This window comes from Trichococcus sp. ES5 (assembly GCF_900067165.1).
Lineage (GTDB): Bacteria > Bacillota > Bacilli > Lactobacillales > Aerococcaceae > Trichococcus > Trichococcus flocculiformis.
In genome coordinates this window covers 40530-55693 of sequence record NZ_FJND01000006.1, presented here as the reverse complement: position 1 = coordinate 55693, position 15164 = coordinate 40530, and the positions used below count along the sequence as shown (strand labels likewise).

Genomic DNA, 15164 nt, shown 5'->3' with positions numbered 1-15164 from the left:
CTCCGGCCAACATTCGCTCGCCGGAGTTGGTCGCTGACACGCACGCTGTTCTCCGGCTAGCGCTCCCTTGCCGGAGCTGACGACCTGTTCCGGCAGCCAGAACCAAAAAAACAGCCCTCCGCCAGCATAAAAGCTTTGGGAGAGCTGCATTTCGTTCAATCGGATCAGTCCACTTTCACAATCCAACCTTCCGGCGCTTCGATGTCTCCAAATTGGATGCCGGTCAGTTCTTCATACAATTTGCGCGTCACCGGTCCGACTTCCGTTTCCGAATAGAAGACATGGAAATTGTCCCCATGCTGGATGCCGCCGATTGGTGAGATGACAGCCGCGGTACCGCAAGCCCCGGCTTCACTGAATTCATCCAACTTGTCGATGTAGACATCGCCTTCTTCGACTTGCATGCCCAAGTGGTGCTCGGCCAAGTACAACAAAGAGTACTTGGTGATGCTCGGTAAGATTGAGGGTGATTTCGGTGTCACAAAGCGGTTGTCCTTCGTGATGCCGAAGAAGTTTGCGGAGCCTACTTCTTCGATTTTCGTGTGCGTTGCCGGATCAAGATAGATGCAGTCGCTGAAATTGCGATCATGCGCTTCTTTACCGGGCAGCAAGCTGCTTGCGTAGTTACCGCCGACTTTCGCTGCACCCGTACCATGCGGTGCGGCGCGGTCGTAGTCGGACACGATGAAGTTCGTAGGCGTCAAGCCGCCTTTGAAGTAAGGGCCTACCGGCATCGCGAAGATGGAGAAGATGTATTCGGTCGCCGGGCTGACGCCGATGTTGTCGCCGACTCCCATCAGGTATGGACGCAGATAAAGTGTGCTGCCTGTGTTGTACGGCGGAACCCATTTCTCATTCGCCTTTACGACCGCTTTAGCCGCTTCGACAAATTTTTCAACCGGAAACTCTGGCATCAACAGTCGTTGGCAGCTGTTGATCATCCGCTTGGCGTTTTCTTCAGGGCGGAACAGGTTAATGCTGCCATCTTTTGTGCGGTACGCCTTCATCCCCTCGAAGCAGGATTGGCCGTAGTGCAGTACCGGAGAGCCTTCGCTGATGTGGACTTTGTTGTCGGTCGTCATTTCGCCGTCGTCCCATTTGCCGTCTTTCCAATAAGAAATGAAGCGGTAATCCGTCTTGATGTAACTGAATCCTAGATTTTTCCAATCGATGTTCAACGCTTTTTGTTCTTCTGTCTGTGTCATTTCTGTCATCCAAACCACTCCATATCTCTATTATTTACCTGTCATACTGAAAAAAAGAATGAGCCTATGTGATTAGGCTCATTCTTTATGAGAGCCCAATGAAACGGAAAGAGGACTCTACTTGTAATAAGTAAGAATCCTGGGCTAAATCACTTCTAGAATGACTAGGGCATCGAATGAGAACAACGCTCTCTTTTTGTTCTGTAGTGTGCACATTCCGCAAGTCGCATCCATTCTCATTCTCCCCCTTTTGTTTGTTAGATTATGATGTAATTCTATGCCTGAAACTAATGAATGTCAAATGCTTTTTTCATCATTTTGTAATGTAAGCTTTTTGATGAACAAAAAATCATTTCGGCAAGCGGTATGATGCCGGGAACGCCTGCTGGATCAAAGCAATGTCCGCTGCATCCAGACGGACTTCAGCGGCTTCGAGATTCTCAAGCACTTGCTGCCGGTTGCGCGCGCCAGGAATGACGGCGTCGACGACGTCTTTGGTCAAATAATAGGCCAGAACGATATTCTGCAGACCAGTGTGGTGCTTCACAGCGAGCGGCCGAATCAGATCCACGCGTTTCAGGATATCCAGATAAGTATCACCTTGGAACTGCGGACGCTGCTGTTGTTTCTCCGACAGAACCGAAGTTTCCGTGTACTTGCCGGCCAATAGCCCGGATGCGAACGGGAAGTACGGGATAAAGGAGATGCCCTGTTCGCGGCAGTAAGGAAATAGATTTTCTTCGGCCGACTGGTTCAGGAGGTTGTATTCATCCTGGACAACGTCGATGTAGCCGTTGGCATTGCCTTCCTTCAGCTGCTCTAGATTGAAATTGGAGACGCCGATGGCACGGATCTTTCCTTGTTCCTTCAATCGCTGCAGCGCGCCGACAGCTTCGGCTTTGGGTGTCGCTTCATCCGGAAAATGGATGTAGTAAAGATCGATATGATCGGTCTGCAGACGTCTCAGACTGTTTTCGACCTGCTCCGTCAGAAAACCCGGATTGTTGTTCAGGACCATTCCCGCTTCAGTCACCTCGTGTGCACCTTTTGTGGCGATGACCACGTTATTGCGCAGGTTGTGTTCCTTCAATGTCTTGCCGATGATCGTTTCGGAAGTGCCCATTCCATACATAAACGCCGTATCGATGAAGTTAAGCCCTTTATTGATCGCGCTCAAAAGCACGTCACCGCCGTATTCGGTGTTCGTTTCCGGATTGGCTGCGGCGATTTTGTTCGCACCCAGCCCGATCGGATGGATCAGCAGGTCGGTTCTTCCCAATTTCACAAGTTCTGTCATGTCGTTTCCCCTTTCCTTGTCCATTCATTTTTTTATTCATTATTTGCCGAGGTGGACGCGCTTGGACCAGAAACCTCCATGGATGTATTTGGGATCGTATGATACCATGAAAGCTTTCGGATCGATTTCCAACACTTTATTTTGCAGGTGGCGTTCGGCCTTACGCGTCAGCAGGATTTCGAGCACAAGGCGCTCGCCGTCTCTTCCGTTGGCTCGGTAGCTGGAAACCCCGTAGCCGAGATCGCGCAGTTGATTCGGCATCGTACTGCCTACATCTTGTGTCATGACCGTAATCATCGTATAACCGAGTGCGAGCCAATCCTCGATTTTGATGCCGATACCGATGCCGGCGCCATAGCCGAGTGCATAGGCCGCCAGGTTGAGCGGATTGTCTAGACTGTTCATGACCATCGACAGACCCAATACATATATGACGATCTCCACCATGCTCAAGAGCGGAGCCAAGATGCGGTAACCCTTCATCGTCAGCATGAAGCGGATCGTATTCAGCGTCACATAACTCAAATTGATTGCAAATATTTTTGCCAATAATCCTAAATCGAAAATCACCATCACTCCTTATTATTCTCTACCGTTCGGTCCATCAGTATTGTGCAGGATGGCGGACGTATTCGCCGGTGACGATATCCATTTCCAACAATTCCCCGGTTTCGCCGTTATAGCGGTAAAAACCGACGGAACTGGACACTTCGGCCCCATTTTCGCGGACGTTGATGGTGGCTTCATTCCCCTCGACTGATTCGACAATGAACAAGTACACTTCGCTTTCGACATAACCTGTCAATTGCGTGATTGTCTGTTTTGCTTCAGTGATCAGCGTAGCCTGCTCAGCGGTTTGGTCAGTGCCAACGCTAGTTGCGGAATCTGCAGTAAGGCTGCTTGCCGATGGTGTTTGAGTCTGGACACTCTCGGATTTTTCCGAAATGCTTGCTCTGGAAGCTGCTTGATCGCTCGCTTCGCTGGCTGCTTGTGTATCGGATTGAACTTGTGAGGTGCTTGTCGCCTTCTCGGTAGCTGATGTGTCTGTTGCCGGATTTTGGCAAGCGACAAGCAGCCACGCGGTTGATCCTAAAAGAAATGCGGATAATCTCTTCTTTTGCATAATTCCCCTTCTTTCATACAGTATATGTTTCTATTGTACCTTTTTTGCGGAGAAATTGCTTTTGCGATCCATCAACTTAATCGAACCTTTACAATTTTATTGGATGTGGCGCAATATTGCAGCAGTTCATCAGGGCGGAAAGATAGTGTTGCCGTCCGGAACTCCGGTGAAGAAAACCTTCATCGTAGGACGGCGATGCATGATGAGTATGATGACCCGCTGCTCCGGCGAACCCCCTCGCCGGAGGACGGCAATCATCATCCACCCTGAAAGCAAAAAGCACCCTCACCGGGGTGCTTTTTCCCTTATATTATGTGTTCGGTGATTTGCTGTTGGCTTTCAGCCCTTCAGCCTTTCCTTTTCCAGGATCAGGTCGTAACATGCGATCCCTTTCAGCAACACCTTCTCGTCGAAGTTGAAGCGGCTGCTGTGGAGCGGATGTGTCCAGCCCATGTCGGGACGGCCGGTACCGAGCAGGATGAAGGCGCCGCGGATACTTTCTTGGTAGAAAGCGAAGTCCTCGGCCAGCATCAATGGTTTGATGACTTCGTAAGCATCGGCCGGCAAAGCATCCATCAACGTACCGATCATTTCGGCATCGTTCGTGACTTCCGGATAGAAATCGCGGATATCCAGCTTACAGCTGACGCCAGTCATACGTTCGACGCCGGCGCAGATGTCGGCAAGGCGTTCCTTGATGGAAGCATAGACCGCCTTGTCGTAACTCCGGATCGTCCCTGTCAATTCAGCCTTTCCGGCCACGATATTGCGGGCTTCCCCGGCAAGCAGCGTACCGATGTTCACGACAGCTGGTTGCAGCGGATCGAGATCGCGGGCCAGAATGTTCTGGACCGAAAGCAGGATCTGCGCGGCGGCGATCAAGGCATCCTTGCCGAAGTGCGGCTGCCCGGCATGCGAGCTGACGCCTTCAAGCGTGATGTCGAATTCGCCGTTGCGCGCCATCAACGGACCCTTGGCCAAGCCGAGAATACCTTCCGGCAGGCTCGGATACAGGTGGTAACCGTAGATTTTTTCGACCTGCAACTCCTGCAGGATCCCGGAATCCATGATCCATTTCGCACCGCCAGGCCCTTCCTCAGCGGGCTGGAAGACCAAAACGAGTGATTTTTCCAGCATCGGCAGGGACTTCAGGTATTTCGCGAAACCCAACAACAGGGCCATATGCCCATCGTGTCCGCACGCATGCATTTTACCAGGGTGAAGGGAAGCGAAATCCGCTCCAGTTTCCTCGGTTACCTCAAGGGCGTCCATGTCCGCACGAAAGGCAACTGCTGCCGGGGACTTACCCTCCAGAACTGCTACCCAGCCCGTTTCGGCGGTGCTGATCGGTTCGTAACCGAACGACACCAGCTTCTGGCGGACGTATTCCGAAGTCAACGGCAGATCGAAGCCGATCTCCGGAATCTGGTGGAGCTCCCTTCGAATCATCTTCACCGTATCGTATAATTCTGCAATCTGCATGCTGTTCACCTGGTCCCTCCGCGTGTAGTTATTAGTCTCTTAAATCAGCCAACAATTGCGTTTTTTCACTTGTCTTTTCGTCCTTCATCTTCACGATTTTTGCAGGGGATCCCGCAACTACCGCATTAGCCGGTACGTCTTCCAATACGATTGCGCCAGCTGCGACAACAGCGCCTTCGCCGATGTGCACGCCTTCGATGATGACAGCATTCGCGCCGACCAAAACGCCGTCTTCGATGATGACTGGTGATTTCGATGGTGGCTCAAGAACGCCTGCAACCACTGCACCTGCTCCGATGTGGCAGTTTTTGCCGATCGTGCCGCGTGCGCCGACTACTGCGCCCATGTCGATCATTGTGCCTTCGCCGATGACTGCGCCGATGTTGATGACCGCACCCATCATGATGACAGCGCTCTTGCCGATTGTTACATGATCACGGATGAATGAGCCAGGCTCGATGCGTGCATCAATTTTGGTAGTGTCCAACAGCGGAATCGCAGAATTGCGTCTGTCGTATTCCATGACTTGATCCTTGATCTTGTCTTTGTTTGCTTCCAAGAAAGGATAAATCGCTGAAGCGTCGCCGAAGACGGTATAGCTGTCTCCGCTTCCGAAGAATTTCAAGCCTTCGTAGGCAGGATTTTCAAAATCCCCCTTGATATAAAGTTTTATGGGTGTTTGCTTTTCGGCAGCTTTGATGTAAGCCGCGATTTCATAAGCATCTGTCAATAATAGTTCGCTCATTTTATGTTTCCTCCCGATCATTTTTTCTGTTCCAACATGCCTATTATAGCATGCCAGCCTATTTTTGCCCTATGCGGCGGACGACCGTTTGTTCCTGAAATGCAAAAAAAATAGCGGTAAGCGAGTGCTTACGGCTACGGAGACCTGCATTCGCCCAACCAAGCTAAAGCGCAATCCTTTGTCATCGGGCAACGACAATGGAACAGCCCCACATTTGTTCAACCTGGGTCCAGCATTCGCATGCTTCGGCGACCGTCCCTTTCCCTTGCGGTACTCTTGACCAGCCGCGACCTCTTTTTGCTTGGCGATTCATTTATTTTTCTAATCGTACACTTATCCGGCAGGCCTGTCAACCGCTCGGAGGAATAAGCTTGTTTCCGCTTGTCCTTTGGGTGTTTCGGAGGCACTTATTTGGATATGGACGGGACTCCGGATCGGAAAGTAACGGGAAGGATCGGCCTTCCCTATGTGAAAACGCTCATCAAACTCGCGGTTTTCTAATTTTTCATCCCAGCGTGTGCAACTTTGCATAGAAATACGCCTGCAATCGTGTTATGTTATTTTCATGAGTTTGGACGTCAGCAGTCGGTTGGCGTATGTTCGGCTATACATCAGATCAAGGATATTTCATCCGGAGGAGACAATAAATTATGAGTAGAGAAACGAATCGTTTTGTCAAGCAACTGAAAGGATCGCCCATCCGTAACTTCGACGCCGCCATCAGTGATGTGAAGGACCTGATCCGTTTCACGATGGGAGAACCTGATTTCGATACGCCGGATTTCATCAAGGCTGCCGCCACAGAGGCCTTGAACCAGAATCAAACGCACTATGCCCCTTCTGCCGGTGTTCTCGAGACCCGCAAGGAAATCGCAAAATTCATGGAGCGGAAATACGGCTTGCACTACAACCCGGAGAACGACATCGTCCTGACGGTCGGCGCAACGGAAGCGATCACCGCCTCGATGTTCGCGCTGATGAACCCGGGCGATAAGGTGATCATCCAATCGCCGGCTTTTCCGCAGTATGAATACGTTACGCATTTGGCGGGCGGGCACAGCGTCAAGATCGACACTTCGGAGACCGGCTTCCTGATCACACCGGAGGACCTGACGACTACGTTGGATGCGAATCCGGAAACGAAGATGATCGTGCTGACCTATCCCAACAATCCGACCGGCGCGACTTACACAAAAGAAGAAGTCGAAGCATTGGCCGCGGTCATCAGGAAATATGATGTTTTCGTGCTAAGCGATGAGATCTACAGCGAACTGACCTACGACGGTGGTCATACATCCATTGCCGAGTTTATCCCTGAGCAGTCGATCGTGATCAATGGCACTTCGAAAAGCTATGCGATGACCGGCTGGCGCGTCGGCTTTGTCGCTGCCAAAGCAGACTTGATCCGCGAAATTTTGAAATATCACCAAAGTCTGGTCACATGCGGTTCCACGCCTGCACAAATGGCGGCTGGCGTGGCCTTCCGCAACGGCGATGAAGTGACAGCCACGATGAAAGCCGCCTACCGCAAACGCCGGGACATCCTGTTGGAAGGTCTGACTGCTGCTGGTCTGAAGATGAACAATCCGGATGGTGCCTTCTACCTGTTCCCGCGCATTCCCGAGCAATACGGCGACGATGATTGGAACTTCTGCATCGACCTCGCGCGTAAAGCCGGCGTCGGCGTCATCCCTGGATCGGCTTTCGGCGAATCAGGAGTCGGCTATTTCCGCATGAGCTACGCCGCCAGCGATGAGAACGTCATCGAAGGCTGCCGAAGGATCGTTGCCTTCCTGGAAGAATTGAACAAGAAATAAGGGAATAAATGTTGAACCGCACAATCGCCCGATTGTGCGGTTTTTGTGTTGGGTTTGGGGTTTTAATTGTTGGCCGGAGATCCGGCCCGCATTTTTTTGGTTTGCTCCGGCGAGAGCCGGCCTCGCCGCAGTTGCGGCCGACATTTGGCTTTCTCCTCCGGGGAGGGTGGCTTCCCCGGAGATGGGGGTCACATTATTTTCTGTCCTCCTGCTAAGACTGCCTTAGCCGGAGGAGCAGCCGCCCACCCATCCCAACAACAAAAAGAAGCACGCACCGGTAACTAACCAGCGCGCACTTCTATCGTATTATCTCGTTATTTCTTACTCAGCAGCCATCGCTTCGGCTTCCATTTCGCGGATCGATTCCGCGACCTTCACCATCATCGAGCATTCCACGCGTTTGCGGAACAGATCGCAACTGAATTCATAATTGCCTTTCAAAGAACCGGTCGCATGCAGGGAGTTTGCAGGACAACCGCCGCTGCAGTACAATTTAGCCCAGCAATCCTGGCATTCCGGTTTGGAATAGCAGTTTACTTCCTTGAATTGGCACTGCAGTTCCGGTTTGGTCACGCCATCCCAGATATTGCCCAAGCTGAATTCTTCATCACCCACAAATTGGTGGCAAGGGAACAATTCGCCCCAAGGCGTGACAGCCATATATTCCGTTCCTGATCCGCAGCCGGAGATGCGTTTCTGGATGCAAGGGCCTTCGGAAAGGTCCAGCATATAGTGGTAAAAAGTGAAATCGTTGCCCTCTTCGCCACGTTTCAGCATTTCCTCAGCCAGTATTTCATACTGTCTGTACAGTGCCGGAAGATGTTCCTCCGTCAACGCGTAAGGTTCGGAAGGATCGCAGATGACAGGTTCCATCGACAATTTGTCGAATCCGAGATTAGCAACGTGGAAAATGTCATTTGTGAAATCGACGTTATTGCCTGTGTAAGTGCCGCGGACGTAGTATTCCTTATCGCCGCGCCCTTCCACGAATTTCTGGAATTTCGGCAAGATGTAGTCGTAGCTGCCTTTTCCGTTAACAGTACGGCGCAGACGGTCATGGATTTCCTTGCGTCCGTCCAAGCTCAAAACGACGTTGTACATTTCTTTGTTCAGGAACTCATTGATTTCGTCGTTCAAAAGCATCCCGTTTGTCGTGAAAGTGAAACGGAAAGTCTTTCCGGACTCCCCTTCCTTGCTGCGCGCGTATTCGACGATTTGCTTGACGACGCGCCACGCCATCAACGGCTCGCCGCCGAAGAAGTCGACGTCCAGGTTGCGGTGGAATCCGGAATTCTCAAGCAGGAAATCGATCGCTTGCTTGCCGACTTCGAATTTCATGATCGCCCGGTCACCATTGTACTTGCCTTGGCTCGCGAAACAGTAATCGCATGTCAGGTTGCAAGTATGTGCCACGTTCAGGCAAAGAGCCTTCACGAACGTTTGGCGGTTCTTCAAGTCGATGGAAAGATCTTGGTACAAGTCTTCCGTGAACAATTCCCCGTTTGCCTTCAATTCTTCGACATCCGACAGCGTATCACGGATTTCCTGTTCATTGATTTCAGGGTCGTTCGCATATTGTTCCAGCATCATCGTCACAATCTCTTCGACCGGCGTTGCTTCGTAGAGTGCGATGATGTCGAAGGCAAGGTCGTCCACGACATGCACAGCACCGCTGTAGGTATCCATTACGATATTGTATCCATTCAGTTTATATTGATGAATCATTTCGGTTTCAAACTCCTTTTTGTCCATAAAATTGCCGCCCAACTGGAATCAATCGGGCGGACTCTTTTTTACTTCGCTGTTTGTCTAGGGTTCACACAGCTTTGGTTGGCGATTCCGCAAGAAGTTTTGCATGCGGATTGGCAAGATGTTTGGCATGCGCCGCAGCCGCCGTGTTTGGCAGTATCCTTCAGGTTGCGGGTGCTTAATGTCACGATTCTTTTCATAACGACATCTCCTCTGAAACAGGTTAAGGAAGCATATTGCTTGACAGAAAAACGCTCCCTTTGTGATTAATTTTACCAACAAATTGTTAGCCCGTCAATCTACCGTCCTATCAGCATAGTGACCGTTTTTATCGCTATCGTGATTCATCCAATAACTATCAAAATGCAAGTTAGTGAGCAAGGCTTTCGTGATGCATAATTTGGATATTTTCCGGAAGCCCATCGGCATCGCTGTAGACCTTTGTTCCCTTTTCCAAAAGCGTATGGACTTGGCGGATAAACCCATTGCTGATCCCTTCTCCAGGCACCAGCAAAGGAATTCCGGGCGGATAAGCCCAGACGTATTCGGCTGCTGTTTGCCCTATCGCGTTTTCAATCGGGCAATCTACTTTTTCCGATTCCAAGGCCTGCCAGATTTCGCATTGCTTATCGGGTAAGGAGAATAGCAACGTTCCGTTGTACAGAGTGTGCTCGCCAGACTTAGAGTCGAGCGTGCCGTCGATGGCCAATAGCGCATCGGCCAAAGCATCCATAGCGACGTCAGTATCGCAGACGCTGGTCATCGCCAACGCATGATCGCCGTAAGCCATCTCCATTTCAATATGGTATTCGCTCCGCAACATTTCGGAAAGTTTCTGTCCGGTCAATCCGGTTCCTTGCGTCGAAATCAAAATTTTGCCTTTGTCGAAGGCGAAAAAGGTTGGGTGCAGCGCCGACCTATCGTTCCCGTGGCAAAGCACCTTGAGATGCTGTAGCTGTTCCATTTTTTCCGAGAAGCCGGCTAACCTTTGATTGTAGTTTTCGAATAGCTGCTCTCCCTCGTCCCGCAGCAAGCGGAAACAGCGGTCGATCGAAGCCATCAATACATAGGACGGTGAACTGCTTTCGAAGATGGCGAGTTGCCGTGCCACTTCTTCCGGTCTGATCAGGTCGCCAGTAAGATGGGCCAAAGACGTCATGGTCAACGATGGCAACGTCTTATGCAGACTCTGAATTACGATGTCAGCGCCCAGTGCGGTCGCGCTGGACGGAAAATGTTCCGAGTGATTGAAATGCGAGCCGTGCGCCTCATCGACCAACAATGGGATGCCGTATGCATGGCAGATTTCCGCAATCGCCGCGATATCACTGACAACGCCTTCGTACGTCGGCGAAGTCAATACGACCAACTGCGTATCCGGATGCGTTTTTAGCGTATCTGCGATGCTCGCAGTCGCAATACCACCATAGATTCCAAACGCTTCGTCCATCTCAGGCATCAGATAGACGGCTTCCAATCCAAAAAGCTCGATCGCATGGTAGACTGACTTGTGGCAATTCCGGGCGATGGCAATCTTGCCACCTCGTTTCATCGCGGCGCGGATTCCCGCCAAGATTCCGCAGGTACTGCCGTTCACGAGGTAGAATGAGCGCTCGGTGCCGTAGAAGTCTGCGATTTCTTCCATATATTCATTGAGGATGCCGCTCGCGCCGTGCAGATTGTCGAATCCGTCTATTTCCGAAATGTCGATGCTGTAAGGCAGATCTGTGCCAAGCAGAGCGGTGTTCCGCTTATGCCCCGGCATGTGCATCGGAATGCTGTTGGATGCCGCATGTGCTTTCAGTCTGTCCGACAAAGAAGGTTTATTTGTATGTTTATCCATTTGTTTTTCCTTTTCTGGGTGATAGTTGTCTGCCTTCATTATAGCAGAGGAAAAAAGAACCGAGACAAACAAAATACCCATCCTCACGCTTTTTCGTGAGGACGGGTATTTCCAGCGTTTACTATTTCGGTTGTTCTGTGCTTTCGATCAATTGGACAAAAGCATCCACAATTGATTGGAAATATTCTTTCGTCGTTTCTTCCTTAACGGAACCGTCTTCGTTCAACAATTTGTGGACATTTCCGATATAGGCTTCCGGCTGCTGCAAAGGCACCATATTAAGGAAAACAAGCACTTGCCTTAAGTGATGATTTGCACCGAATGCCCCTAGCGCACCCGGGGATTGGCTGATGACCGCGACCGGCTTACCGTCCCAAAGGTTGGCACCATAAGGCCGCGAACCGACATCCAAGGCATTCTTCAAAGCCGCCGGATAGGAACGATTGTATTCAGGGGTCACAAGCACAAAGGCATCATAGCTTTTGATTTCTTCACGGAACGGGGTGTATGCATCAGGAAGCATGCCCGCCACATCGTCGAAATCCTGATTATACAAAGGTAAATGGCCAATTTCCATCAACTCAGTTTCATACCCGTCCGGGAACAGTTCCGCAAACGCCAAGGCCACTTTTTTGCTGTAGGCCTCTTCGCGCAGACTGCCAACCAAGAATCCGATCTTCTTCACCATAAAAATCATCGCCTCTCTTATTTTTGAATTGCTTCACACTCTTATTATAGTGAAACAAAACTACCTTTTCCAATGATTTGATTTACCAGAGAAGCCTCTTCTAAGACAACTTCACGCGGAACAATCCGCCAGCCAACGGCTCTTGCGTTTCGCCATCCTTTGCGGTCGTTATATACAGATACTCCAAATTTTCCCCACCCAGACAGCAGGACGTCACATTCTTAACCGGCATCCGGATTTCCTCAAGCTTTCCGCCGCTCTCCGGGTCCCACCTGCAGACTTTTTCGCCGCCGTATTGCGCCACCCAGATCATACCTTCCAGGTCCACACACATGCCGTCCGGATTGCTACCATCAGTAATTTCAATCACATATTTTTCAAATATCGCTTCACCTGTTTCAGGATCATAAGCATAGCTGCCCACTTTTTTGGTCGGCGTGTCAATGAAATACAGCGTCTTTCCATCCGGTGACCAGCCCATCCCGTTGGCTAAAGTGAGGCCATCCAAAACTGTTCGGACCGTACCGTCCTTTTCGATGGCGTATAAAGCGGCTTCCCCTTCATAGGTATCGTCATAGCCCATCGTCCCGACAAGCAGACGGCCTTTCGGGTCCAGCTTCCCGTCGTTGTAGCGCATCCGTTCATCGTCGTGTGCCTTTGCCACTAGTTGCTTTTCTTTCGTCCGCGGATCGATCCGGAAAATACCGCTTTTTTCAGCCTCCAGAATCATGCCCTTCTGATCGAGAACGGCGCATCCGACTGGCCCCTCAGTTAAGTAGGTCCCCACCTCCCCAGTTTCAGGATCGATGGCGTAGATCATGTTGTCTTCGATGGAAACACAATAAATCAGATTGTTCTGCGCATCCCAGTGCGGTCCTTCCAACAATGTCGATCCAGCATAGAAAACCAGTTCCGGTTTTCTCACCTTAGCCTTTTCGGATTTCTTTTCCATATTTCTTCACCTCATATTCCTGTGTCATGCTTACACACAGTATATACCAATAAAAAATGCTTTCCAATTGATATGATTTTATGGATAGTTTTTGATATCCGGTGCTTGCGATTTTTTGTTCTGCTCCGAAAAATGCTATACTTTATGTGACTGTCCAAATGGAAAGATACTTTTGTACACATCTCGTTTAAAGGAGAATGGCCATGGAAGAACGCAATACGCTTTTGATCAATCAGAGCACCATCAAGGAATTATTGGATATTGCAGATTTCAACAATCTCGTGCATCAGACTTTCCAAGGACTCGGCGACGGTACGGTCATCAACCCGACAAAATTGACGCTGGATCTGGGCGAAACTGGCGGTTATCCGCCTTACGAAGGATTCATGAACGCAATGCCGGCCTACATCGGCTCGCAGGATATCGCCGGCCTGAAATGGGTCGGCGGATTTTTAGGCGAACGCAAAACTGCCGGACTGCCTTATATCACAGGGATGATTTTGCTGATCAATCCGCATCTCGGTACTTTCACCGCTGCACTTGAAGGCGCTTATATCACCAATATGCGCACCGGAGCCCAGACCGCAAACGCATTGCGGTATTTGCTTAAGAAACCGACCGTCACGATCGGCCTTTACGGAGCAGGGATGCAAGCGAGCACCAACATCCGGGCAATCGCGGATCTGTTCGACATCACCGAATTGACCGTCTGGAACCACAGACGCAGCACCGCGGAAGCATTTGCCGAAAATATGCAGGAACACGTCAAAGGCGCCATCCGGGTCGTCGAGGACCCCCAAGAAGCCAGTCAGGCTGAGGTCCTCATCACCGTCACCTCAGCGCAGACTCCCCTCATCAAAGCAGAGTGGATCAAACAAAGCACCATCATTTTTCCGTTGGGATCTTTCCAGGAAATCGAGGATGAACTCATCCTGAAGGCGGACAAGATCATCGTTGACCATGTGGACCAAGCTCTCCATCGCGGTGCTTTAAAAAAACTGACAGGTGAAGGAAAATTATCCGAAAATAATATTTTTGCGACGTTGGGCGAATTAGCGGTCGGAAAGAAAGATGCAGGCGATCTTTCACAGGGCATCACCCTCTGCATCCCGATCGGCACCGGAGCGATGGATGTTGCGATCGCCGGAGAAGTTTACCGAAGAGCACTCGAAAAAGGAATGGGTTACGCCTTTGATTTTGAAGCATAAAAACAGGAACGAGTAGGAGGGATTTTTATGAATACCAACAACATCGAAAAACAAAACAGCCACTTGAACTTGCAGGATCAAGCGGTGCAGGATATTTTCTTGCTCTATCAGGATTATCCGGAAGTGCCTTACATCTCCGAAAAACGCGACAAGGAAGGTTGGCTCAGTGCCGTCCGGATCGGGTCAGAACAGCTTGTCCCAAAACGCAATATAATCCGTTTTGAAGAAGATATCCTACCTGGACACCTGATCTTGTTGTGGCGCATTCAGTTTGGCACCTTCACGAACGAGAGCGTTTATCCGAAATATTTCGAATACAATTACGGTATCAATGGCCGTCAAGCTTTGGATGAAGTGATCGAAAAAGGCTATGCGGTGGAACAGTCAGCGACCGATTCGCTGGACCACCTGAACGCAGCCGGCCTGAAAGCCATCCTGAAACATTACGCAGTAACCGGGTATTCTAAGATGAAGAAGCCGGAATTGATGAAGCTCGCTAAACAGGAATTGAGCGAAGATCAGCTCGCCTCCCAATTCCCACTGAGGGGCTACCGCATCACTCCGGCAGGCGAAGCGATCCTGGCAAAATATCCGGAAGTCGTCGACCGCCATCCCAAGAAGAAATACTGAAAAAAATAGCAAAAGCCTCAGGAATCCGATGCTGCTTCGGCTTCCAGAGGCTTATTTGTCTATATTTCGATCCGCTTCTCAAGAGAAGATTTGTTTCCTCGGAGGAAGATTGATCCATTTGATGCCAAAAAAAGAACCTAATCCGAAGACTAGGTTCCTATAAGTTTAATTTTGAATTAAGCTTTGTTTACGTTTGTTGCTTGAGGTCCACGGTTACCTTCTTCTACGCTGAAAGTTACTGCTTGGCCTTCTTCTAAAGATTTGAAACCTTCAGATTGGATAGCTGAGAAATGTACGAATACATCGTCTCCGCTTTCGCGTTCGATGAAGCCAAAACCTTTGTCTGCGTTAAACCATTTTACTGTACCTTGTTCCATAATTGAAAATCCTCCTCGTGCTATTGCACTTTATCATACATTGTTGCT

Annotated in this window: 15 protein-coding genes and 1 riboswitch; of the genes, 3 read left to right on the top strand and 12 right to left on the bottom strand. The window is 50.2% G+C overall.

Going from position 1 to position 15164, the window contains the following annotated elements:
- Positions 1 to 164: 164 nt before the first annotated feature.
- The 6 genes from TES5_RS06790 to dapD all read right to left on the bottom strand — a co-directional run bounded on the left by TES5_RS06790 (position 165) and on the right by dapD (position 5852).
- The gene (locus tag TES5_RS06790; RefSeq protein ID WP_068561200.1) at positions 165 to 1205 is read right to left on the bottom strand and encodes a branched-chain amino acid aminotransferase; all 1041 of its coding nucleotides are present in this window, start codon (positions 1203 to 1205) and stop codon (positions 165 to 167) included.
- A 349-nt stretch (positions 1206 to 1554) separates the two neighbouring features.
- Positions 1555 to 2502: an aldo/keto reductase gene (locus TES5_RS06785; protein WP_068561104.1), complete on the bottom strand. Its 948-nt coding sequence runs from the start codon at positions 2500 to 2502 to the stop codon at positions 1555 to 1557.
- Positions 2503 to 2541: 39 nt separating this feature from the next.
- A complete protein-coding gene (locus tag TES5_RS06780; RefSeq protein ID WP_068561199.1) occupies positions 2542 to 3072 on the bottom strand; it encodes a DUF2179 domain-containing protein in 531 nt (176 codons plus the stop codon).
- A 34-nt stretch (positions 3073 to 3106) separates the two neighbouring features.
- Complete coding sequence (locus TES5_RS06775; RefSeq protein ID WP_068561103.1) at positions 3107 to 3625, bottom strand: hypothetical protein; 519 nt, start codon at positions 3623 to 3625, stop codon at positions 3107 to 3109.
- Between the two features lie 339 nt (positions 3626 to 3964).
- The gene (locus TES5_RS06770) at positions 3965 to 5107 is read right to left on the bottom strand and encodes a M20 metallopeptidase family protein (protein WP_068561198.1); all 1143 of its coding nucleotides are present in this window, start codon (positions 5105 to 5107) and stop codon (positions 3965 to 3967) included.
- Between the two features lie 31 nt (positions 5108 to 5138).
- Positions 5139 to 5852 carry a 2,3,4,5-tetrahydropyridine-2,6-dicarboxylate N-acetyltransferase gene (gene dapD, locus TES5_RS06765; RefSeq protein WP_068561102.1) on the bottom strand — a complete coding sequence of 238 codons (714 nt, stop codon included), beginning with the start codon at positions 5850 to 5852 and terminating at the stop codon, positions 5139 to 5141.
- A gap of 158 nt (positions 5853 to 6010) precedes the next feature.
- Positions 6011 to 6156, bottom strand: a riboswitch (Lysine riboswitch).
- Between the two features lie 346 nt (positions 6157 to 6502).
- Here dapD and TES5_RS06760 point away from each other — a divergent pair.
- On the top strand, positions 6503 to 7669 hold the full coding sequence (locus TES5_RS06760) for an aminotransferase class I/II-fold pyridoxal phosphate-dependent enzyme (protein ID WP_068561101.1): 1167 nt from the start codon (positions 6503 to 6505) through the stop codon (positions 7667 to 7669).
- 321 nt (positions 7670 to 7990) lie between these two features.
- Here the strand turns inward: TES5_RS06760 and scfB are convergent, their stop codons facing one another.
- The 5 genes from scfB to TES5_RS06740 form a co-directional block, all read right to left on the bottom strand.
- Positions 7991 to 9421, bottom strand: coding sequence for a thioether cross-link-forming SCIFF peptide maturase (gene scfB, locus TES5_RS06755; protein ID WP_232309304.1), 1431 nt, complete (start codon positions 9419 to 9421; stop codon positions 7991 to 7993).
- A gap of 41 nt (positions 9422 to 9462) precedes the next feature.
- Positions 9463 to 9618, bottom strand: a complete 156-nt coding sequence (scfA, locus tag TES5_RS14920) for a six-cysteine ranthipeptide SCIFF (RefSeq protein WP_072763719.1) — start codon at positions 9616 to 9618, stop codon at positions 9463 to 9465.
- A gap of 170 nt (positions 9619 to 9788) precedes the next feature.
- Positions 9789 to 11261 carry an aminotransferase class I/II-fold pyridoxal phosphate-dependent enzyme gene (locus TES5_RS06750; protein WP_178137789.1) on the bottom strand — a complete coding sequence of 491 codons (1473 nt, stop codon included), beginning with the start codon at positions 11259 to 11261 and terminating at the stop codon, positions 9789 to 9791.
- Between the two features lie 121 nt (positions 11262 to 11382).
- A complete protein-coding gene (locus TES5_RS06745) occupies positions 11383 to 11949 on the bottom strand; it encodes an NADPH-dependent FMN reductase (RefSeq protein WP_177187516.1) in 567 nt (188 codons plus the stop codon).
- A gap of 100 nt (positions 11950 to 12049) precedes the next feature.
- A complete protein-coding gene (locus tag TES5_RS06740) occupies positions 12050 to 12901 on the bottom strand; it encodes an SMP-30/gluconolactonase/LRE family protein (protein WP_068561099.1) in 852 nt (283 codons plus the stop codon).
- Positions 12902 to 13104: 203 nt separating this feature from the next.
- Here TES5_RS06740 and TES5_RS06735 point away from each other — a divergent pair, with 203 nt between their 5' ends.
- Together TES5_RS06735 and TES5_RS06730 are read left to right on the top strand one after the other, a co-directional pair.
- Complete coding sequence (locus TES5_RS06735; protein ID WP_068561098.1) at positions 13105 to 14109, top strand: ornithine cyclodeaminase family protein; 1005 nt, start codon at positions 13105 to 13107, stop codon at positions 14107 to 14109.
- 27 nt (positions 14110 to 14136) lie between these two features.
- Complete coding sequence (locus TES5_RS06730; RefSeq protein WP_083546434.1) at positions 14137 to 14739, top strand: hypothetical protein; 603 nt, start codon at positions 14137 to 14139, stop codon at positions 14737 to 14739.
- A 176-nt stretch (positions 14740 to 14915) separates the two neighbouring features.
- Here TES5_RS06730 and TES5_RS06725 read toward each other — a convergent pair whose 3' ends face one another.
- Positions 14916 to 15116, bottom strand: a complete 201-nt coding sequence (locus TES5_RS06725) for a cold-shock protein (RefSeq protein WP_068561097.1) — start codon at positions 15114 to 15116, stop codon at positions 14916 to 14918.
- Positions 15117 to 15164 lie beyond the last annotated feature (48 nt).